The sequence below is a fragment of the Fonticella tunisiensis genome, assembly GCF_004364155.1.
Taxonomy (GTDB): domain Bacteria; phylum Bacillota; class Clostridia; order Clostridiales; family Caloramatoraceae; genus Fonticella; species Fonticella tunisiensis.
The window spans coordinates 1-23038 of the sequence record NZ_SOAZ01000012.1; the positions used below are offsets into that span (position 1 = coordinate 1).

The following is a 23038-nucleotide window of genomic DNA, read 5'->3' on the forward strand; positions in this document are numbered from 1 at the left end:
CGGCCTTTTTCCCTTCCAAAATTTCAATAAAATAGAAAAAATCTAATTTCCTATAAAGAAAAAAGCTTTACTGGAAATTAGATGCGAAATCTCTGATGCTCCTGTATCCAGTTCCTTCATTCTAAACTTCAAATTCATGATTAATATTTTTCGTATTATACTCAATACCAAGTTTATGATTTTCTCTAGCTACTTTAGGTGTATCTGTCATTTTCTAACTAATCTAGACATAAAGATACCTCAATTTAATAACTTTTATTTTTAATATTACTTTTAATGGAGATGATATGAACTCTCGTTAACTGTGCTCTTTTCACTTCACATTGGTTATTTTATAGTTTCGAATTATATGAAGTTAATATTTTTTAAAACTTGCCTATGATAGAGACGATATTCACTTTAATATGTAATACTTCTTAGTTAACCGTCCCTAGTACCTATCCCAAAGTCTTTGTTTCAACCTACTTCCTCTCTATCCTCGCAACGCACTCCACGTTGGTTTTAGCTATAAATTGATAATATTGCGCAGAAAAATAAGGGGTTACCCCCCTTTACCCACTGTAACAACAGAAATTTGTTATTCACTTTTTTATGCGTAATATCATATAACTGGTAGAATAACAAGAAAATAAAACTAGGTATTTTATAATATCCTATATTTATCACCATTATTTTCCATTTATATTATTGTAACTCTTTACGTTTTTTATCATTAATAATTCTATGATACTCCTTTGATATTTTATAATTTGTGTTCAAAATACTATACAACATAGCTATTGGAATAATTAACACATAAAAATTAGTAAAGTGAGTTTTATGGTAAACAAATCCTTGAAAGAAAAATAAAAAGGAGATTCCTGTTAATATTAGTATTGTTTCTAAAATTGTTAACTTTAAATATATGTTTTTCTTGTAATATAATTTATTCTTATAATCGTTTATTAAAATAAGACCAAAAATAATCGGAATTGAAAAAAGTATTATACTATTCCTATTATCACTTTGTTTCAATATAGGCGGAATAATTATATACAAAATAATTATTAAAATAAACACTATAGATGCCAAAATTGAACACTTTATAATATTTTCTATATGAGATTCATTAGACCTTTGTCCTATGATAACTCTAGAACCATATTTTATTCCATCTCTAATTGAAATTTTAGGATTTTCATCTTTATCAGCATTGAATGATGAATATCTTTTGCAGTAAAGTGTCATAAAAAAAGTTAAAAGTCCCAAAGTCAACTGACTAATAAAAACATAAATGAAAATTGTAGATTTGATATTTAAAGTCGATAAATACCATCCTGCAATCAATGTTAACAAACTTATAATAACACTTGAGACAAAAACCCCCTTCACAAATCTTGATTTAAAGTCTGTTGTTCTAATAATCTTGCTACACAAAAGTAACAAAATAGAATAAGTAAAATAATGGGACAAGCTCCATAGATCAATTATTCTTCCAAAATATGAAGATAACATACCAAAAATCAAACTATTTACATTTAATATCAATAAAGTAGCTATATACAAATTCCATTTTTTCATAATCAATCTCCTATGTTTAATTGTTATAACCGCAATGACTTCTTATCAATAATTCAAGACAGTCATTGCAGTTATAGTTAATTTCTACGCAATGTTGATTAGTAAAATACTATTTTACAGAAGAATCTATTCCGTATGGTATTCCCCACCTTGAATACTTTATTCCAATCTCAAGACCTTTACCTTGAATTAAGGCATCTGCAATATCATAACCTAATCCACTAATAGCAGCCAAACCTATAATACCTAACACCCAACCTACTGGTCCTGAAAACGCTCCTAACCTAGCACTTATAGCTGCCCATCCTGCAGCTATTATACGATATACTTTCCATGTTCCTAATGCAACGAGTGTTGCCCCAACCGGATTGATTCCTGCCGCTAAAAATGTCCCTTTACAAAAACCCCAAAGAGTAGCATGTGAAATATAAACTCCCCCATCTACATACTCCATTTCATCTCTGTCAATATCCACGAAGCTGCTTGGCAATTGCAATTCGTACTTTCTTTGCAATGCAAATGCACCCATGTTTAAATACTCCTTTCATTTAAATTATATATTATTAAAGGCATCTGCAGCTGCCTTTAATAACCAATTAATTAAATTTTATCCCTATTTGTTCCATGAAGTATTTCATATAAGTTATTTTCTCGTACTTCACTCTTGTTTCAGTAACCATCCCTAGAGTAAGGTTTACTCTTTTGCCTTTTTATATGTTTTCTTTGATAACCATACAAACACTATAGGTTATTAATATTGTCTTTATTAACAATATTATATATCCACTTACCTAATAGCAAATATATGGTTATAACAAACATTAAATATATTATTCTTAAGAATAATATATTTTTTAAAAAGATAGCACGATACAGAACAAAAAAGGTAAATGTGGACAAAATAATCAATGGTAATGCTGTGAATATGAACCATTTTATTTTATATCCTTTTTTTGCTTCATAACAATTCTGCAAAACTTCACAATTACAATTTAATAGTTCAAATGGTTTATCTGCTTTAAATTTATTAACTTTTATATTGATATTCTCAGCACTTTTTGTTTTAAATGATAGAATAGCATTATACGGTTTACCAAACATTTGATTATCACTTGTACCTGAAAGAAGCACTACAAACCAATAAAATATCATTAAAAATATTCCTTTCTTATCTTCAAAAAGAAAATTTACAAATTTTATCGTTATAGTTTTCTCAAGATTATCTTCTAATTCTACAAATATACAATCTTTCTTATAATTGAGGGGTAATTCTTTACCGTTACAAGTAATAAGGCATTTATAATTATCCTTATAATATTTATTTTCAATCGATAATATCATATTAATCACAATACAATATTATTATTCACGGCTCCATCTGAAAAATAGTCAGCTGCAAATGCAACTATTCCACCTATGGATGTAAAACTACCGAGATTTGGGATTAAAAGATTTAGTAAAGAACTCCCCGTTATATTGAACAAAGCACTTCCGGCCGCTCCAACTGCCTTTGTGACAGCCCAGCCAATTATTCCACTTAATTTACCAGCATATCTTTTTAATAATGAGATTGCAGCAGTTCTTCCCAAGTACTTTAGAGGTGCCATCGCCCATCCTAGTGGTGTAGCCAGTAATAATGCGTCTACTGGAATACTTACATACCATCTTGGAAACCCTCCCTCAATATATTCCATTTCATCTCTGTCAATATCCACGAAGCTGCTTGGCAATTGCAATTCGTACTTTCTTTGCAATGCAAATGCACCCATGTTTAAATACTCCTTTCATTTAAATTATATATTATTAAAGGCATCTGCAGCTACCTTTAATAACCAATTAATCAAATTTTATCCCTATTTGTTCCATGAAGTATTTCATATAAGTTATTTTCTCGTACTTTACTCTTGTTTCAGTAACCATTCCTAGAGTAAGGTTTACCCTTTCACCTTTTTTATCCGTAAGATATGTTTTCTCAGGTTTTACCTTTACCTTAAAATAAACATTCCCTTTTTCATTATCTATCGTGGCGTCTTCATCTATGGATATAACCCTTCCCTTTAAAGTTCCATATTCGGCTTGGTTTAAGCCGCCTACTGCAAGGGATACTTCATCCCCCACATGTATTCTAGGTCTATCGCTGCTTGGTATAAGAGTTTCTACTATTATATCACCATCATTACTTGATATGGTGCCTATTAAACTTCCTCCTTGAAGTACTACGCCTTTTTTAAGAGATATATTTAAGTGAACCTTTCCATTACTGGGAGCATAAAGCTTGTACTCTTCAGTTGATTGAGAAATAGATGCCTTTTGTATCTCCAGCTTACTTCTTTCCATTTCTAGCTGCTTTCTCTCATTAGTAAAGGATAGGATTATATCATAATATAACTGATCTTTTTTTATTTTTACCTGCTCCTTATTCTGTTTTATTTGTTCCTCCGTATAATTCTGTTTTTTAAGTGCTTCTTCATCTATGTTATACTCTTTTAGCTTTATATAGCTATTTACAAGTTTGTTGTAAAATTCTGCTTCATCTGCGTTTTTCTTATTAAAAGTATTTGTTCCTTTGGCTGCATCATTTTCTGCTCTCTTTAAAAGTTCAATTCTTTTATTCAAAACCTCAATCTGTCCCTCTATCTGTTGAAGCTGATATTTAGGCTCCGGAGAGTTAAACACTATGAGTAAATCCCCCTCTTTTACCTCTTTTCCTTCTTCAACATAAACCTCCTTAATTTCTCCTGATACCTTTGCCATTATGTTGCTCTTTTTTTCAGTGGTTATAATTCCTTGTCCTTTAACTACAAAGGTTTTAACAGATTTTGTACTCCACACAAGAAAAGCAATAACCAGTGCTAGAACAACTAAAATTATATACATCAAAAACCTTGGAGGATTTTTATCATAAAGAAGTCTACTATCCGTTATTTCATTTAAACTATATACCTTCAAGTGCTAAGTCCTCCTTTTGTACTTCCATAAATACATCCGCAACTATTTTATTTCCATTTTTATCAACAAATACAGTATAGCTATCACCTTTAAGCTTTATATCATTCTCAAAGGCGTGAAGCTGAAGCTTAGAATAAGCAAATTGAAGATTTTCTTCCTTTTCTGAAAATCTGGCAAATAGACAATTTGGAACTCTTAACAGACTTTTAAACTCATAAGGCTCTTCAATATTATGTATAGGATTTTTAAGCTGTACCATTAGTTTCAAAATAATCTTAACTTGTCCACTTTCATCTGCCGATGCTGCTGAATAGTTTATCATAGGCCCAACTATGGAATTTCCCTTAGATTTTATATAGCTTTCCATCATATAAGCTATCTTATTTATATCCATAAACTCATTTTCTCTTACCTCTCTAATAAGTACATTGTTTAATTTTAGTGTCTTATTCTCCCTTAAAATTATCTTTTCACCTGTACTCATATATATCGTTATCCCCCTCTTCTCCTGTTATACCTTCGTTATTTGCATATGCAATTTCTTCTTTTGCCTTATCTATTGAGGAATCTAACTCTCCAACCTGACTTATGTAAAGTTTATTGTAATAACCCTTTTTCTTTAAAAGTGTTTCATGATCTCCAACCTCAACTACTCTTCCCTTATCCATAACATATATAATGTCACAATTTCTAATAGTGGATAATCTATGGGCTATTATAAGCATGGTTAGATTCTTTCCCTTAACAAACAGGGTATCGTAAATCTTCGCCTCACTTATAAAGTCAAGGTTGCTTGTGGCTTCATCAAGAATTAAAAACTTGGATTTCTTAATTAAAGCCCTTGCAAGAGCAAGCCTTTGTCTCTCTCCTCCTGATAACCCTCCGCCAGCTTCATCCAGGAAGGTATCATACTTTGCTGGAAGTTTTTCTATAAAAGAGTTACAACCAGCAGCTTCACAGGCATCTTTTATTTCTTGATAGCTTGCACTACCTTTATTAACGACAGTGATATGGATGTAAGAACATTCTTAATAGTAAAGGCGTCACTAAACCTCGTTAATATATCCCCTACTTTCCTGGTTGTAAAAAACTGCATGGGTAACTTATAGACATGCTTAAAGTAGCCTAAAAGTAGTGGAATATCTATTTTTTGAGATAGGTATAGAAGCATGTGCTGCCTTATGGATGATAGAATAATTTGTGTGACTCCTAAAACTAAAAATCCTATTACAAATATTTTAAGTTGATTTTTTAATCCATAGGGAAGTATCTCATCCATGAGTATTTTGTTAAAGAAGGATGAAGCTATGCCTAAAACTGTAAGTATTACTGAGGCTATAATGCTATAAATAAACAATGCCCTTTGAGGTAAAAGTAAACTTATAAATTTAGACAGCATACTGCCGCTTTTATTTTTTCCTGAAGAAAACTCATTGTTAGGAACCATTAGAAGAAAAATGCCATCAAAATTCTTAAAGAATTCATCTATCTCCTTCTTTTCTACTCCCTTTGCAGGATCTAAAATTATAACCTTGTCCTTTTTAACCCTATGTATAACTACAAAGTGGCTAAGGCCTTCATCCGTTATAACATGGGCAATTGCAGGTAAAGTGTATTTGCTCATAAAGCCCTGCTTGTCCACTCTAATAGCTCTTGTATCAAACCCCAGTCTTTTTGCACCATCCTCCAGTCCCTTTAAGGTTGTTCCCTTAATATCTGTTCCCAATATGTCTCGTAATTTTGTTATAGTAATTTCTTTTTTATAATACATACAGACTGTTGCAAGACATGCTGCCGCACAATCAGTCATGTCATGCTGTTTTACTAAATATTTTTTGTAGCTCACATCAATTCTCCCTTTATGACAAACATTTTTTGACTAAATGAAATTATTACAGATATAAATTGATATTTTTTTAACATTTGTAATTATTATACATAAATATATTAAATTATGGCAACATTTTTCACTAGTAAAATTTCGACATTTTACCATTATGGTAGAAAGATACTACTGATATGCCAAGCACCGGAGAAAATAGTTTTTTTAACCTCACTATTTGAGAATAATTAAAAAGAAAATTAGGAGATGAATTAGATGGCATTAACCCTTCAAATGGTCTTCTAAAATCAGCTTGGAAAGAACGTTTCAATTAGCATTCCTGAGGTTGGAGAGGGCCTAACCCCAGCTGAAATGAAGGCTCTCATGAAGCTTATAGTTTCCAGGAACATCTTCGGCAGCATCGGAGGAGATTTAGTTTGGCTTATGGAGGCAAACTAAATCTCCAGGGATGTTCAGGAAGTTGCAGTAAGATAGTGGAGTGAGAAAGTGCCGGCTTGTATCTTAGAAATGTCAAACAGTTTTATTTCATCAAACCATTTGTTAGGAAGTGCCATATTGATAAGGAAAGATGCTGAATTTATCCATCTCAACATTGATATTTTCTCAAATTCTCCTTTATACCCAATTCTTCTAAGTTGCTTATGCAGGGCTTTCCAGGATTTTCAGTCCTTCATCTTCTTCATTCTAAGTCTTCTTCGTATCCATCCCATGATGTCCCTAAACCGTTGCCGATTATGCCCTTGCTTACGGGTTGTCTTCCTGTTTATAAGGCGACAAGGCTTCTTTCAGCCTATCTGCTCATCAAACATGCTGGGCGTACATAAAAGGCACTATGATTTACAAATCATAGTGCCTTTGGTGAGCCTTCACCTATAATCATATTTTCAAGGTGCGCTTCAGGAATTCTCTCGTACGTTCCTGTGTTGGATTGTTGAAGATTTGCTCAGGTGTTCCTTCTTCTACGATGACTCCCTTATCCATAAATACAACTCGGTCGGATACTTCCCTTGCAAATCCCATTTCATGGGTTACTACAAGCATTGTAAGTCCACTTTCAGCAAGTTCCTTCATAACTTTAAGAACTTCTCCCACCATCTCCGGGTCAAGGGCAGAAGTTGGTTCATCAAAAAGCATTACATCTGGCTCCATGGAAAGTGCCCTGGCGATAGCTACACGTTGCTTTTGTCCGCCTGATAGCTGCTTTGGTTTTGCGTTAATATATTTATCCATTCCAACGACCTTCAAATATTTCATGGCCACCTTTTCAGCCTCTTCTTTAGAGCGCTTTAGCACCTTCATTTGGCCTACTATACAGTTTCCTAAAACATCATGGTTATTAAACAGGTTAAACTGCTGAAACACCATGCCAAGCTTTGTACGGTATGCACGGGTGTCATGCTTGTCATCTAATATATTTTCTCCCTTATAGATGATTTGTCCACTGCTAGGTTTTTCTAATAGGTTAATACAGCGAAGAAGGGTTGATTTGCCGGATCCTGATGAGCCTATTATGCTAACTACCTCTCCTTTATTTACTGAAAAATCAATGTCTCTTAAAACTTCATGATTTCCAAAGGATTTGCTTAAGTGCTGTACTTCAATTATTTTTTCCATAATTCCACCCTCCTTTACCTGTTATTACCATTGACACTTTGGGTTCTGCGAAGTGTGTCTTCAGGGGTTTCCACCTGCATTTGGTTGGCATACATAATATAGTTCTCCGGTCCATCCATTTTTCTTTCGATGTAGCGTAAAATCCTTGTTACTGTAAAGGTCATTACAAAATACAAAACGCTTGCAACGAAAAAGGTTTCGAAATATCTAAAGTTGATTCCTGAAATTGATTTTGTTTGGAAAAACAATTCCGATACAGCAATCACGTTAAGAACTGAGGTGTCTTTTATATTAATAACAAACTCATTACCTATTGCCGGCAAGATGTTACGGATAGCCTGAGGCAATACCACATTAATCATGGTTTGAAAATGTGTCATACCTATAGCATAAGCTGCTTCAAACTGCCCTTTATCAACAGAAATAATACCGCCACGGACTATTTCCGACATGTAAGCTCCTGTATTTATGGATACTATAAGTATCGCTGCATTTAGTTTGTTCATATCTATACCAAAGAGTAAAGCAGAACCATAGTAAATTACCATCGCTTGCACAATCATAGGTGTTCCGCGAAATACTTCTATATAAATACCAAGAATTGAATTTATTATCTTAAGAGTTACCCTCTTCCCCCCACGTTCAGGCATTGGAATAGTACGTATAATTCCTACTATTAGCCCGATAATAAAGCCTAAAATTGTACCAATGATGGAGATAAAGAGCGTCATACCTGCTCCCCTGAGAAACATCGGCCAATTTTCCGAAACAATTTTTATCATCCAATCAAAGCTCATCTTTCTCCTCCTTTAAAACATCACAAAACCGAATGCATCAAAATGCACCCGGTTTCATATGATAATTATTTTGCTGCTGGTTGATTCTTGATGGCATTGTCCATAATAGCTTTACGCTGTTCTTCAGAAATACCTGATAATATCTCATTTATCTTCTTAGTTAAAGGACTGCCCTTTGCAACACCTACAGCTACAGCAGTATCCTCTTCTGAAGTTTTAAATCCATCCTTAAATTCTATCATTTTAAAATTTGGATTTGCAGCTTCAGCACTAATACCTTCTGGACGCTCTGATACATATCCATCAATCATTCCTGATTCAAGAGCAACTCTCATGGCAGGGAAATTATCCATAGCAGGTTGCTTTTTTACCCCTTTAATCTGGTCTATAACTGAATAGTGGAAGGTATTTAATTGGGCCGTTATCTTTGCTCCATTGAAATCCTGAATAGAAGAAGCCCCTTCATATTTTCCACCTTTTTTGACAACCATAACTAAATCTGATTTGTAGTAGTTGTCTGAAAAGTCTATTGTCTTTTTACGTTCTGCTGTTGGCGACATACCTGCTATTATTGCATCTATTTTCCCTGAAGTTAATGCAGGTACAAGTCCATCCCATTCAGTTTTAACAATGACTAGCTTCTTACCTAATCCTTCTGCAATTTTCTTAGCAATTTCCACGTCATATCCGCCTGCATATTCTGCGCTTCCTTCGATTTTAACGGCACCATTTGAATCATCCGTTTGGGTCCAGTTAAAGGGCGCGTATCCTGCCTCCATGCCCACCCTAAATACTTCATCGTCAGCTCCTGAGGATGATTTTGTATTTACTGAACTGCTGCCTGCTTTACAGCCTGTTAGCAACATAATAGCTGATAGGGCTATTGCTATTAATGTTATTAATCTCTTTTTCATATTTAATTCCCCCTTTTGTTATTAAAAATATGGTAAGTTTTTAAAAATAAAAAAGGCCATTCTGATTTTTCCCTCAGATGGCGCTATTTCATTTGTGGGGGATCAAAACAAATATAAAAACCTGAGGTAAACTCAGGCCGCAATATGCATAATTGCTCCTAATCCCCTTCCTTCCCCAAATGAGATAGCACAACTCAATAAACCGGGACGTTTATTGAGACAGTCCTACAGCTCTTAACTGTAGGCCCAGCAAGTAATACTGAGGATATTACAAGCTTCGGCGATATTTCCTTCTCCCCAGGCTCATTGCTCCCTCACGCTCCACCAGGGACTGTTAAATACCGCGCCTCTACCTCACTTGTAAAAGTGAGGTCTTATTAAATTATATGTTAAAGTTTACATTACGATTGTGTTCTTGTCAACATCCTATAATATTTTTTTACAATAAGTTTAATGTAAATTTTTAACAAGCAAATGAAAAGGGATTTGTACTCCCTTCCAAAACAACCATATCAGCTAATTCAAATTAGTCCCCTATTATTGGGCACTGTGTAAAATTTTCATTCAATAACTCATAACTCATGAGCCTGTCACTTTAGTGCAAACTTCTCTATTACGTGTGCCACTCCGTCTTCTTCGTTGGATTTTGATACATAATCAGCTATTCTTTTCAAACTGTCGGTGGCATTACCCATGGCAACCCCAAGGCCCGCAAATTCAATCATGTGCATATCGTTTTCCGCGTCTCCAACGCATATAACTTCTTCCCTCTTTATTCCAAGATGTTTAGCCAGGGCTTCAACTCCCCTGCCCTTGTTGCTGTTTGGACTTAATATCTCCAGGCTGCGGGGCATGCTCCTTACCATAGTGTATCTTTGGGATAGCTCTTCGGGAATACACTTTATGGCATTTGTCAGGATTTCTTCCTCCTCTGCTATGGCCATCTTGATTATTTCGTCATCCATTGAAACCTTACTAAAATCCATCTCCTTTATTGGGAATCCGTTTACAATAGACTCTATCTGGGTATAAGGGTTATCCCTTGGGGTTATAAGCCCATGCTCCTTCGAAAATGCATGAATATGCAGCCCCAGTTTTTTGCTCAATTCATATATTACATGAACATCTTTCCCTAATAATACGTTTTTACTTATAATCTCTCCTGTTTTCACATTCTGTACCAGAGCACCGTTATAGCTTATTACATAGTCCTCCTCTGAAACAAGCCCCAGGGCTTCAAGATAGTTTCTTATCCCCTTCGTTGGTCTTCCGGAGGCAATTACTACTCTGATTCCTCTTTCCCTGGCCTTTCTCACTGCATGTATTGTTTTTTCCGACAAGCTTTTGTCATCTCTTAGCAGCGTTCTATCCATATCAAGCGCTATTAACTTATACATCAATTACATCCCCTTTAACTCAAGCAGTTTTGCTGTAATTCTAAAAAGCTATTTAAAATATATTCGTCATTAAATTTCAAAATCCTCTAAATATTTACATAAAAAACTTTTAAAAATCGGTGCATCTATAATCTTCTTACACTAACAGTTTGAACATAAATTATCTTCGCTGCATAATAAGGTATAAATGTAGTTTTAAATGGGGATACAATATGTCCATCTTAAAATAGCAGGAAGAAAACGAGGTAAAGAAAGAGCTTGAAAATCTTATTACATCCTTTGGAAACTTCGCCTTTTTCAACAACTCCCTTTCAGGCCTTTCAAAATGGCCAATGCCCCATATAATACCCTTTACAAGCATAATTTCACCCAAAGCAATTTCTGAAATAAATTGTGATAGGTGTATATTTAACATATTTTATTACATTAGAAGGAATTAGAAAAGGCATTAGGAAAGCTGATATTTGCATCAACAACAACTTCTGCCTTCAGTTTTTCTACAAGGTAGAGTACAGGGATACCACCGATTAACTTCTCCTTAACCTTATGAACATTTGGGAATTTGGATATGAGTTTACAAGGAAGATTTTGAAAATCTATGTTTAGAAATTTAAAGGGGAGGAACCCCCTTTAGATTTGTAGGGCAAGGCTATGTGCAACGTCATCAACTTAAGAAGCCAATATTTGTATTCCGGATAATAGTAGAACTAAGCGGAGATAAAAAATATATGGAATGGACCATAAAGCGAGGCAAAAAGCCTAAATGGCTTTTTGCGGGAAAATTAACCACAAAAGCGGCGTTAAAATTTTCCCAGTGGGCGTAGCCGTTAGAGTTCTTTGCGAAGTGATACAGCAGAACCTTAGAAGGTTCGTGGTATTTGAGCGCCAGCGAGTTTCACGAGCCTTCTTAGGTGCTGCAAATCACGAGCCAATATAATTTAGGTTTTGAAACGGCTAATATCTTGTAAAATATTAGTATATATAGGCGCAGAGCCGCTTAATTTAAACTCAAGTACTAAGCACTAAACATTCAATAACTCATAACTCATGAGCCTGTCACTTTAGATGCATTTTTTACTCTAACGAATTAAATAGAAACTCTTCTAGCTTCGGTATAATATTTTCTGGTGAAAACTTTAATGCTGTTTCGCGTCCATTGTGTGATAAAAGCAACCTAGCGTTTTCATTCTCTAAGAGATATCCAACCGCTCCGGCTAGTGAATCAATATCTCCCGGTTCTGCAACTAATGCATTAAATCCAGGAATTACATAATCTGAAATTCCCCCACAATCTGTTGTAACTACTGGTGTACCCGATGCCATTGCTTCTAAAGGTATCATGCCGAAGCCTTCATACCAGGATGTGAATAAACAAATATCTGCATTTCTGTATTCCTTAGCCAAGATATGCTGTGCCGGTTTTTCAATAAATTCTATTGGAAAACTTATGCCACTAATATTCGGTATGACTTGGCAAATCCATTTTACTTTAAATCTATATCCCAATGTCCAAAGTTTTTGTAATGACTTTAATGCAATATTAAACCCTTTAAATCTTAACACAGGATTACCAACTAACAAAATAGTATTATTGAATTCATGCTTACTTGGATAATAAAAATTACAATCAATAAAATTTGAGATTATTGTTGAGTCTTTATTATATCTTACTTTTAAAATTTTCTGTATTATTGACGAAACAGACGCAAGTTTTATATTTGAGGAATAACAGTTAACTAATACTTTTCTAACAATACTATCCATAAACAAATTGTTAAAATCTCCAAATATCCACTCATTACCCTGTTCCCAATAAACTAACGGAATATCTGAATCTTTTAGTTCCAATACTTGTTGAATCCACCCGACGAAAAGTACATCACATTCTTCCGTGTACTTTGTATAGCTTTCATTATAAGGCACCAGTATATTTTTAAACGTATTTACTTCTAACCAATCTGGTAATACAGATTGATCATTATCGCCCCTATAAAATGCAAAAATATTATGCCCTCTTTTACTTAATTCGTTCATTTGTAATAAAAGCATTTTCATACCGCCAGTTAAATTTTTATGTGGCAGAATATAACCAATATTCAATTTTTTATCACTTAATTTTGGTTTAGTAGTTATTTTTTTATTGTCTTTTAATGATACTTTCTGAGGAAAAATATGAAATATTTGTGCTGCATTATCGCCTATATTAATTTGTTTAAAGCTAAAATCATATTTTGAAAAATCGATTATAGACCATCGGCTAAGATGATGTTCCATATAATTACCTAAATACTCTTCTTGATAATCAGGAAAAAGAGGAGTAGAGATAATTAACGATTTATTAGTGTACAATAATAGATTATTAATTAATTTAAATCCTTCTTCCTTAGTAAAATGTTCTAAAACATCAATTAGCAGGATGCAATCATATTTTGGAAGACCAAAATTCAATATTTCAAAAACATCTCCATAATAGATTTTATTATATATATAATCATGTATAGGGTTTCTATATCTAGCAAACCCTTCTATACCATCAATAATTATTTTCCAATTTTCTTTGTCATACCTTCCTTGAGCAATGTCTAAGGATTCCCTTAAAAGAGCCCCATATTTCCCAAATCCGATTCCAACATCTAGTATTGAAGTTGGTTGCAGACTTACTACTTGTTCAATTATATCTGGAATTGCTTGGTACCAACTTGTTGGCATTATATTGTCCTCCCTAAGTATATTTAATTCCACTTCAGAAATATATTTTATATATTAATATGCATTTTAACAACATCAGACAATAACCATTATTAGGAAAATTTCAAGGTTTTTATGAAACTTTAAGTCAATTTTTGACCTAAGGTTATCTTGTGTATTTCTTTTTTCATAATTTTACCCTATTTTACCTAAAAATGAGCACAGCTATCTCAAATAATTTTGTGAGGTTTTCAATGTGTTAATCACCAGTTTTATACAGGAGCTGTTGTAGCAAAATCAAATTTCTTACCTTTAAGAAATCATTATCCCAATTATAATCAACAACTTAATTTATAACACTTTTCGCAATCTCTTAAGTTTTGTCTTAATAATCAATATCAATAATTATAATTTCATCAACATAATTTTTATACTGTTTAAGCAATTTTTAAAGTTATTTTCTTCATTCTTAACAATCATACATAAACTTATCATAAAATCACCAAGTTAATGTTAATATTAATATTATAATAAATTCTTTATCAGGCTATTGAATTCAATTAATATTTCATAAAGCTTATTTCTCTCAAGAAATTCTCTAGTTTCGTTTATTCCTTTCCTCAATATATTATTCTTATCAAACACACCCTCAATGTACATAGATGCAGCCTTCATTATTTCACCTTTTTTTTCATATATTTTAGCAATTTTAAATTTTGGATAGAAACTTCCAATTCCCTTAACACTTACAAAATCTCTATTTTCTCCAATTTCAATACATTTTTTATATGCTTCTATTGCTTTTTCCAAATCACCTTTTCCTTCATATGCTTCACCTAAATTAAAATATAAATCTGGTATGTTATTTATTTCTCCTGTCACACCCTCTAAAAAGATGATACAATCATCATATTTCTTAAGACGATTTAATATTGAAGGAATTCTATTTAAAATATCAAATTCATAAAAAGTAACTTGATTTGCATACTTATAATTCAATTGTTCATTGCATTTAAAAAAATATTTCAATGATTCTTCATAATTTCCTTCAGAAAAGCAAGTAACTCCTAAATTATATAAGATAAAAGGATTATTAGGATCTTTATTATATTCATCTTTCAACAATGTTAAATTTCTATTTAATTTATTCTTTGATTCATAAACTTTCTTTAAATAACCGAAGTGATATATTTTCGCTATATCTTCGGGTACATCCACAATCTTATCTGCTTCTATTCGTACTTGTTCATGAATTCTTCCAGAATATCTATATTTGTTTCTAAATATTTTTGCATAAACATTAGTATATAAAATATCTCCATCATTAACTACATGATAAAATGGAATTCTAATGCCTTCATAGTGACATTTTTCAATATACTTTCTTAACTTATCTGTTGCAACCAACTTTTCATCTGCATCCAGCACAAGTATCCAATCTCCAGTAGCATTTTCAATAGATAAGTTTCTAGCCTTTGAAAAATCATTCTCCCATTTTGTTTCAATTAATCTTACTTTATTGTCAAAACTTTTTATAATTTCTCTTGTATTATCAGTAGACCCTGTATCAACAATTATGGCCTCATCAACTAAAGGTAATGAGTTATCAAGGCACATTTTAATAAATTTTTCTTCATTTTTAACTATCATACAAAGGCTTAATTTCAAAATACACACCCCTTAAAAATATAACCAATTACAGTAATTGGCTTCAAATTTTGACTCATAAAATTTTGGAGCCAGATATCTGACTCCAAAATTTTATGAAAAATATTATATTATCTTAGTAATTGTAGAACACCCTGTGGTTGCTGGTTAGCCTGTGCAAGCATTGCCTGTGCAGCTTGTGCTAAGATATTATTTTTACTGAACTGCATCATTTCTTTGGCCATATCTACATCTCTAATTCTTGATTCTGCTGCTGATAGGTTTTCTGATTCAGTATTTAAATTAGTAATAGTATGTTCTAATCTATTTTGTAATGAACCTATATATGCCCTTGAAGTTGATATTTTTGCGATTGCACTATCAATAGTAGAAATTGATGCCTGTGCAAATGTTGAACTTGAAACAGTTAAAGTAGCCACGCCTAAAGTGCTTGCATCTGCTTGAACAGACGCAAGGTTAAGAGACATTTGATCATAAGAATTATGAGTGGAACCAATTTGGAATGATATTGATCCTGTAGCATTTAACAAATTAGTTCCGTTAAAGTTTGTAGACTGTGCAATATGATCAATCTCATCCTTTAATGCACTAATTTCGGTAGCTATTGCATCCCTATCTAATGTAACGTTAGTATCATTAGCAGCTTGAACAGCAAGTTCTCTCATTCTTTGAAGAATTGCATGAGTTTCATTTAATCCGCCTTCAGCAGTTTGAACAAGTGAAACTGCATCCTGTGCATTTCTTGATGCTTGGTCAAGACCTCTTATTTGTGCTCTCATCTTTTCTGATATTGCAAGACCTGCTGCGTCGTCTCCTGCTCTGTTGATTCTAAGTCCTGATGAAAGCTTTTCCATTGACTTTCCAGAATTTACAGTGTTGATTCCAAGCTGTCTGTATGCGTTCATCGCATTAAGATTGTGGTTGATTATCATACTAGATCCCTCCATGAATTTTTTTGTGAACATCCTTGTCCACAAGTTTTATGTCAAGCCATTTTGGCTTGATAGACAAAGTTAATACGCATTTACCTGATCAGGTTTTTTAAATTTTATATACTAACTTTTCTACTTATTTTATCGTGGTGTTTTTTAAAAGCTTTATACCCTTGCATAAAAAATTTTTAATTCAATTCGTTGTGCTAGTTCATGGGCTAAGCGGAGATAAAAAATATATGAAATTCACATAAAGCGGGCAACTAGAAGTTCTTGGCGAAGGGATGCAGAAAAATCCTAGAACTTTCGTGACTTAAGCAAGGCGAGTTTAACGAAAGTTCTTGATTTTTCAAATCCCGAGCCTTAGAACTTCTTTGCTAAGCGTGCTGGTGAATGAAATATATTTTTTATTGCAGCGCTGATCTGTAAATTTATTTAGCACAACGGATTAATTCAAGTTTTTCTAAATCATCGATTTTATATAACCTCTACAATTTCAGATGCACTTTGATAAACACACAAATTACCTATGGAAATTAAAAGAGAGCCGCTGAATGGGGGAGTTGTACGGCTCTTTTATCTATTATCAATATAAGTGGCATGCCACCCTATGGTTTTGGCCAACATCCTTAAGTTCAGGCTCCTTCTTTTTGCATATTTCCATACAGCTCTGGCAGCGGGTATGGAAGCGGCACCCCTCTGGAGGATTTAATGGACTTGGCACATCACCTGAAAGAATTATTCTCTCCCTCTTTTTAGCGGGGTCAGGCACGGGTATTGCAGATAATAGGGCCTTCGTATAGGGGTGCAGGGGATTATCGTACAGGCTGTCGGCGTCGCCAATCTCCACAAGCTTTCCTAAATACATTACCCCGACGCGGTCGCTTACATGCTTTACAACATTGAGCCCATGGGCAATAAATAAATAGGTGAGTTTAAACTCCTTCTGCAGGTCATCAAGTAAATTCAAAACCTGAGCCTGTATGGATACGTCAAGGGCCGATACAGGTTCATCGCAGACTATAAGCTTGGGATTTACGGCCAGGGCCCTTGCAATTCCAACCCTCTGCCTCTGTCCCCCGCTGAACTCATGGGGATATCTGTTTCTATGATAGCTTGCAAGGCCAACGTATTCTAACAGCTTTAAAACCCTTTTTTCAACCTCTTCCCCCTTTGCGAGCCTGTTAATCTTTATTGGTTCTGCAATTATATCCCCTACGGTCATCCTTGGGTTTAATGAAGCATAGGGGTCCTGAAATATTATTTGAATGTTTTTTCTAAATTCCCTTTCCTCTGCTCCCTTTAGCTTTGTAATATCCTTTCCTTCAAACCTTACTTCACCGGATGTAGGCTTCAGCAGGTTTACAAGCATTCTGCCAGTTGTGGATTTACCGCATCCTGACTCCCCAACAAGGCCTAATGTCTCTCCCCTATATATTTTAAAGGACACATCGTCCACGGCCTTTACATATTCAACGGATTTTTTTAAAAAACCCGATTCAACAGGAAAATATTTTTTCAAGTTTACTACTTCCAATAAAGCTTCCATAATCACACCTTCCCTTCCTTATGGTTAAGATACCTAAAGCATCTAACCTGTCTTCCTTCGTACTCAACAAGGGGAGGCACTTCCTTTTTACAAATCTCCTCACACCTGTGGCATCTATCGGCAAAGGCGCACCCTTTAGGCATATTGAGTGGATTTGGCACAACTCCCGGTATCATAAAGAGCTTATCATGCTTTTCATCAACCCTGGGTATGGAAAGGAGAAGCCCCTCTGTATACGGATGCAGAGGCCTTTCGAATATTTCCATGACAGTTCCCTTTTCAACAACCTTTCCGCAGTACATTACAACAACCCTGTCGGATACCTCCGCAACTACTCCAAGGTCATGGGTTATAAGAAGAATTGAGGTGCCGAGCTTATCCTTAAGCTTTAGCATCAAATCAAGAATTTGGGCCTGTATGGTAACGTCAAGGGCTGTTGTGGGCTCATCTGCAATTAAAAGCTCCGGACCGCAGGCAAGTGCCATGGCAATCATAACTCTCTGCCTCATGCCTCCGCTTAGCTGATGGGGGTAGTCCTTTACCCTCTTTTCAGGGGAAGGAATTCCAACCAGTTCAAGCATCTCAATGGACTTTTTAAGTGCTTCCTCCCTACTCATATTCTTATGTTTGATCAGGGCTTCAGATATCTGTTTGCCTATTGTAAATACAGGGTTTAGGGAGGTCATGGGCTCCTGAAAAATCATTGATATCTCGTTTCCCCTTATATTTTGAAGCTCCTTCTTAGTTTTTTTCAGCAGATCCTCTCCCTTAAAAAGTATTTCCCCATCTATAACTTTTCCGGGAGGGTTTGGGATAAGTCCCATAATCGACAGGGATGTTACACTTTTCCCGCTTCCCGATTCTCCAACGATGGACACTACCTCTCCCCTATCGATTTCAAAATCTACTCCATCAACGGCATTTACAACGCCGCCCTTTACCTTAAACTGAGTTTTAAGATTCTTTACCTGCAACAACATATCAAGCACCACCTTACTTTCTAAGTTTTGGGTCTAAAGCATCCCTAAGACCATCGCCAAACAAATTGAATGCAAGCACTGTTATGGTGATTGCAATTCCCGGAAAGAGGACTATATGTGGTGCGTTATAAAAGTATCCCCTGCCAGCTCCGAGCATGCTTCCCCACTCAGCTTGCGGCGGCTGAATCCCGAGGCCTAAAAATCCCAGGGCTGATGTCTCAAGAATGGCTGTGGAAATTCCAAGGGTTGCTCGGACAATAATGGGTGACATAACATTTGGAAGAATATGTTTAAATATTATTCCCATATCGTTATTCCCAATGGCTTTAGCAGCCTGTACGTATTCATTTTCTTTAACCGACAATATGGAACCCCTTACAATTCTTGCATATTCCGGAATTGTAACAATGCTTATGGCTATAATTGCTTTATCGATTCCCTTTCCCAGTGCGCTCATAAATGCGATTGCCAGAAGCAGGGATGGAAAGGCTAAAATAATGTCCATTAACCTCATAATGTACATATCTATCTTTCCTCCATAATATCCTGCAAAGGAGCCGAATATTATGCCTGCCGTTAGAGCTATTGCTACTGCTGTAATTCCAACTCTTAAAGATATTTTCGTCCCGTCAATAATTCGGCTAAAAATATCCCTTCCCTGTTCATCGGTTCCGAAGATATGTGCCGATGATGGTTTTTGCAGGCTTTCAGCCAGCACACCTGTATTCGGATCATAGGGCATCAGGTATTTTCCAAATAGGGCAATTAATATCAAAATAACTATAATGGAAAGCCCCACCATAGCTGCTTTATTTTTTACAAGCTCACTCCATATATTTCTCCAGGGAGAACTCGTTTTTTCCACTCCTCCCTCCAGCATTACATTTTCTTCACGATTTAGTTCCATAATATACCTCCTAAGAATACTTTATCCTTGGATCAAGGTATGCATATAAAAGGTCAACAGCAAGGTTTACAAGTACAAACACCACTGCAAGCAATATAACCGCTCCCTGAACAACCGGGTAATCGGATTTTAATATGGCTTCAACCGTATAACTTCCGACTCCAGGCCAGGAAAATACGGTTTCTGTTAAAACAGCACCCCCAAGCAGTGAGCCAAGCTGAAGCCCTATAACCGTAATTATTGGAATAAGAGCGTTTCTCAAAGCATGCTGTAAAATTACAACCTTTTCAACAAGGCCCTTTGCCCTTGCAGTACGAATATAATCCTGTCCTATTATTTCAAGCATTGTAGATCTTGTCATACGTGCAATTATGGCCGTTGAGTATGAGCCAAGTGCAACTGCAGGAAGTATTATGTGGGATAGGGCACTTTTAAATGATGCCATATTGCCTGTGAGCAGGCTGTCTATCAAATAAAAACCTGTAATATGTGCTGGTTCAAGGCCTATTTGTATTCTGCCTGCAACTGGAAGCAGGTGCATTTGTACGGCAAAAATAACTATTAAGATTAAACCCAGCCAGAAAATAGGCATGGACACTCCAAGTAGCGCAAATACCATGCCGATATAATCAACAATTGAATTCTGTTTAACAGCTGAAATAACTCCAATTGAAATTCCAAAAATCGATGCGATTATAATAGCAGCTAAAGCAAGCTCAATTGTGGCAGGAAATCTCGACAGTATTTCCTTTACCACCGGCGTCTTTGTTATTAGTGAGCTTCCAAGGTCACCCTGAAGTGCCCCCTTTAAAAAATCCCAGTACTGCACATAAAGTGGATTATTAAGCCCAAGCTCCTGCCTCAACTTTTCAATTTGTTCTGCTGTTGCATGCTGCCCCAGTATGATGCTGGCAGGATCTGCTTGAAAGACATGCATTACCACAAATACCATTATTGATACGCCTAATAGCACAGGTATTAGAAGTATCAATCTCTTTATTATATACTTTACCATCTTTCTTCCTCCCAATAAATTTGTAAACCTGACATCAGGCAACAAGATATATAAAAAGGAAATAACGTTTTATTAACGTATTTCCTTAGCTCATTATAAACAAGCGGAGATAAAAATATATGAAATTCACATAGAGCGTGCACTTAGAAGTTCTAGGCGAAGGGATGCAGAAAAATCCTAGAACTTTCGTGACTTAAGCAAGGCGAGTTTAACGAAAGTTCTTGATTTTTCAAATCCCAAGCCTTAGAACTTCTATGCTAAGCATACTAGTGAATGAAATATATTTTTTATCGCAGCGTCTTTTTAAATTCGAAGCCAGCACAGCAAGTCAATTTATTCCTTATCTACATCCTTTAAATATACAGCTCCTGTTGGATGTAAAGTAAACCCTTTAACCTTTGGTGAATATGCCGCCATATCCATTGCATTTGAAATAGGAAGCCATGGAGCATCTACTGCTAATATTTCCTGAATCTCTTTGTATACGTTATTTCTCTCTTCTCCATTTGGCAGCCTTCTTGCCTTTGCTAAAAGCTCATCAACCTTTGGATTGCTGTATTTTGCAGCATTTAATGATGATTTTATTTCGTTTGAATCCAGCAGGGACAGGAAGTTGTCTGCATCACCGTTGTCTCCAACCCATCCGTAGAACAATATATCGCCTTCACCCTGTGCAGCCTTTTGCTTGTACTCTGTCCATGGATAAACCTCTATTGTAGCTTTTATACCAACCTTGGCAAGATAATTTTGTACTGCCTCAGCAAGCTTCTGTCCGTTTACAGGGTTGTATGGCCTTGGGTTTGAGTAGGTAATCATCTTAATTTCAAGATTTTCTTTGCCAGCTTCCTTTAAAAGTGCCTTTGCTTTTTCTACATCGTATTTATATGGCTGCACCTTATCGTTATATCCAGGAATAAAGTCTGGAAGGTAGGTGTTTGCAACCGATGCATATCCCTGGTATAAATATTTAACAAGTTCATCCCTGTCAATGGCGTGTGAAACTGCTTCCCTTAATTTCGGATCGTTAAATGGCGCCCTTGAAGTATTAAATGCCATGTAGTTGATATTCATTCCCTTACCCTTAAATATCTGAATCTTGTTGTCTTCAAGCTTTTTAATATCGTTTGGATCAACTCCGTCTATTATATCAACGGAACCCGTTATAAGCTCGCTTGCACGAACTGAATTTTCCTTTGTTATTTTAAATACTACGGTGTCAACCTTTGCCTTTTCTCCCCAGTAGTCCTCATTCTTTGCCAGTGTAACGGATTGCCCTTTATCCCATTTAACGAACTTAAAGGGACCCGTACCCACCGGGTTTTCAATGAACTTATCTCCATATTTTTGAACAGCTGCAGGGCTTACAATTGGTGCTGCAAGGCTCATTGCAAGGTTAGCCAAGAACGGCGTGTATGGCTGCTTTAATATGAATTTTACAGTATAATCATCAACCTTTTGAACCTTTTCAACCGGTCCAAATGTAAATGAAGCGTATGGCATATCATCAGTTGCCTTTGGGGGTAGCTGACGTTCAACGCTAAACACTACAGCATCTGCATTGAAGGGTGTTCCATCATGAAACTTTACCCCCTGGCGAAGTTTAAAGGTGTACTCCTTTCCATCGGGGCTAACTGTCCATTCCGTTGCAAGGGATGGCTCTATCTCTGTGGAGTTAGGCTTATATTTAACCAGCCCCTCATATACATTTACAATTATCTTTGCGGATTCTCCATCATCTACATAGGCCGGGTCCAATCCTCTGGGGTCTGCACCCTGTGCATAAATTAATGTTTTAGGCTTTTTTGAACCTGTTTGAGTGCCTTTACCGCATCCTGAAAGGAGCGTTGTGGCAGCAATAAGTGCAATAATTAAAGAAGCCAATACCTTGTTTTTCATTTCCTTCCTCCCCCTTTGATTAATTTAAGGATATATAAAATATAATATATTTTTAATATGTATTCACTTTGTATTTATACACATGTTTTTAATAAAATTTTTTAATTCATTTTTTGTAATCATTTTAATTTATCATTAATTAGTCTTAATTCTATCATAGAAATTCACCACATGCAATATCCATTTATTAAAATTTCATTTTACATTAAATTCGACATATTTCGCTATGTTTTTTATTAATTTTATGAAATATTTTCATTGTGTACATTTATTCTGTGAAATTTTATATAATTCATGTTTCATATTTTCGACATAAATTCAGTTTTTAA

20 protein-coding genes, 2 pseudogenes and 1 riboswitch are annotated in these 23038 nt (G+C 35.0%); of the genes and pseudogenes, 1 reads left to right on the forward strand and 21 read right to left on the reverse strand.

Features of this window, described 5'->3' with window-relative positions:
• Positions 1-684 precede the first annotated feature (684 nt).
• The 9 genes and pseudogenes from EDD71_RS08325 to EDD71_RS15750 form a co-directional block, all read right to left on the reverse strand.
• Positions 685-1560 (reverse strand): hypothetical protein, encoded by an 876-nt coding sequence (locus tag EDD71_RS08325; RefSeq protein WP_133628276.1) that lies wholly within the window; start codon positions 1558-1560, stop codon positions 685-687.
• A gap of 109 nt (positions 1561-1669) precedes the next feature.
• Positions 1670-2089, reverse strand: a complete 420-nt coding sequence (locus EDD71_RS08330; protein ID WP_133628277.1) for a hypothetical protein — start codon at positions 2087-2089, stop codon at positions 1670-1672.
• Positions 2090-2301: 212 nt separating this feature from the next.
• Positions 2302-2901, reverse strand: coding sequence for a hypothetical protein (locus EDD71_RS08335; protein WP_166636402.1), 600 nt, complete (start codon positions 2899-2901; stop codon positions 2302-2304).
• A 5-nt stretch (positions 2902-2906) separates the two neighbouring features.
• Positions 2907-3329, reverse strand: a complete 423-nt coding sequence (locus EDD71_RS08340; protein WP_133628279.1) for a hypothetical protein — start codon at positions 3327-3329, stop codon at positions 2907-2909.
• A 67-nt stretch (positions 3330-3396) separates the two neighbouring features.
• Positions 3397-4509, reverse strand: a complete 1113-nt coding sequence (locus tag EDD71_RS08345) for an HlyD family secretion protein (protein WP_133628280.1) — start codon at positions 4507-4509, stop codon at positions 3397-3399.
• The gene (locus tag EDD71_RS08350) at positions 4496-4993 is read right to left on the reverse strand and encodes a hypothetical protein (RefSeq protein WP_133628281.1); all 498 of its coding nucleotides are present in this window, start codon (positions 4991-4993) and stop codon (positions 4496-4498) included. The genes EDD71_RS08345 and EDD71_RS08350 overlap by 14 nt, the downstream gene beginning before the upstream one ends.
• On the reverse strand, positions 4980-5234 hold the full coding sequence (locus EDD71_RS15740; RefSeq protein WP_243116426.1) for a hypothetical protein: 255 nt from the start codon (positions 5232-5234) through the stop codon (positions 4980-4982). Before EDD71_RS15740 ends, EDD71_RS08350 begins: the two co-directional genes overlap by 14 nt.
• A 126-nt stretch (positions 5235-5360) precedes the next feature.
• Positions 5361-5525, reverse strand: a pseudogene (locus EDD71_RS15995) (hypothetical protein); the annotation flags it as partial.
• On the reverse strand, positions 5477-6355 hold the full coding sequence (locus EDD71_RS15750) for a cysteine peptidase family C39 domain-containing protein (RefSeq protein ID WP_243116427.1): 879 nt from the start codon (positions 6353-6355) through the stop codon (positions 5477-5479). The pseudogene EDD71_RS15995 and the gene EDD71_RS15750, both read right to left, overlap by 49 nt.
• A 294-nt stretch (positions 6356-6649) precedes the next feature.
• Here EDD71_RS15750 and EDD71_RS16120 point away from each other — a divergent pair.
• Positions 6650-6790 (forward strand): annotated as a pseudogene (locus EDD71_RS16120) (DUF2922 domain-containing protein); the annotation flags it as partial.
• Between the two features lie 438 nt (positions 6791-7228).
• Here the strand turns inward: EDD71_RS16120 and EDD71_RS08370 are convergent.
• From EDD71_RS08370 to EDD71_RS08430, 12 genes are all read right to left on the reverse strand, one after another.
• On the reverse strand, positions 7229-7966 hold the full coding sequence (locus EDD71_RS08370; protein WP_133628282.1) for an amino acid ABC transporter ATP-binding protein: 738 nt from the start codon (positions 7964-7966) through the stop codon (positions 7229-7231).
• A 14-nt stretch (positions 7967-7980) separates the two neighbouring features.
• Complete coding sequence (locus EDD71_RS08375) at positions 7981-8763, reverse strand: amino acid ABC transporter permease (protein WP_133628283.1); 783 nt, start codon at positions 8761-8763, stop codon at positions 7981-7983.
• Positions 8764-8828: 65 nt separating this feature from the next.
• The gene (locus tag EDD71_RS08380) at positions 8829-9677 is read right to left on the reverse strand and encodes a transporter substrate-binding domain-containing protein (RefSeq protein ID WP_133628284.1); all 849 of its coding nucleotides are present in this window, start codon (positions 9675-9677) and stop codon (positions 8829-8831) included.
• A gap of 177 nt (positions 9678-9854) precedes the next feature.
• Positions 9855-10037, reverse strand: a riboswitch (Lysine riboswitch).
• A 230-nt stretch (positions 10038-10267) separates the two neighbouring features.
• Positions 10268-11074 (reverse strand): Cof-type HAD-IIB family hydrolase, encoded by an 807-nt coding sequence (locus EDD71_RS08385; RefSeq protein ID WP_133628285.1) that lies wholly within the window; start codon positions 11072-11074, stop codon positions 10268-10270.
• A gap of 1074 nt (positions 11075-12148) precedes the next feature.
• Entirely contained in the window at positions 12149-13783 is a 1635-nt protein-coding gene (locus tag EDD71_RS08395; protein WP_133628287.1) for a glycosyltransferase family 4 protein, read from the reverse strand.
• A 504-nt stretch (positions 13784-14287) separates the two neighbouring features.
• Positions 14288-15430: a tetratricopeptide repeat-containing glycosyltransferase family 2 protein gene (locus tag EDD71_RS08400; protein WP_133628288.1), complete on the reverse strand. Its 1143-nt coding sequence runs from the start codon at positions 15428-15430 to the stop codon at positions 14288-14290.
• A gap of 110 nt (positions 15431-15540) precedes the next feature.
• On the reverse strand, positions 15541-16362 hold the full coding sequence (locus EDD71_RS08405) for a flagellin N-terminal helical domain-containing protein (protein WP_133628289.1): 822 nt from the start codon (positions 16360-16362) through the stop codon (positions 15541-15543).
• A gap of 586 nt (positions 16363-16948) precedes the next feature.
• Positions 16949-17911, reverse strand: coding sequence for an ABC transporter ATP-binding protein (locus tag EDD71_RS08410; protein ID WP_133628290.1), 963 nt, complete (start codon positions 17909-17911; stop codon positions 16949-16951).
• Between the two features lie 2 nt (positions 17912-17913).
• Complete coding sequence (locus EDD71_RS08415) at positions 17914-18891, reverse strand: ABC transporter ATP-binding protein (RefSeq protein ID WP_133628291.1); 978 nt, start codon at positions 18889-18891, stop codon at positions 17914-17916.
• Positions 18892-18904: 13 nt separating this feature from the next.
• Positions 18905-19771 (reverse strand): nickel transporter permease, encoded by an 867-nt coding sequence (nikC, locus tag EDD71_RS08420; protein WP_133628350.1) that lies wholly within the window; start codon positions 19769-19771, stop codon positions 18905-18907.
• A 37-nt stretch (positions 19772-19808) separates the two neighbouring features.
• Complete coding sequence (locus EDD71_RS08425) at positions 19809-20813, reverse strand: ABC transporter permease (RefSeq protein WP_133628292.1); 1005 nt, start codon at positions 20811-20813, stop codon at positions 19809-19811.
• A gap of 333 nt (positions 20814-21146) precedes the next feature.
• Positions 21147-22709: an ABC transporter substrate-binding protein gene (locus EDD71_RS08430; protein ID WP_133628293.1), complete on the reverse strand. Its 1563-nt coding sequence runs from the start codon at positions 22707-22709 to the stop codon at positions 21147-21149.
• Positions 22710-23038 lie beyond the last annotated feature (329 nt).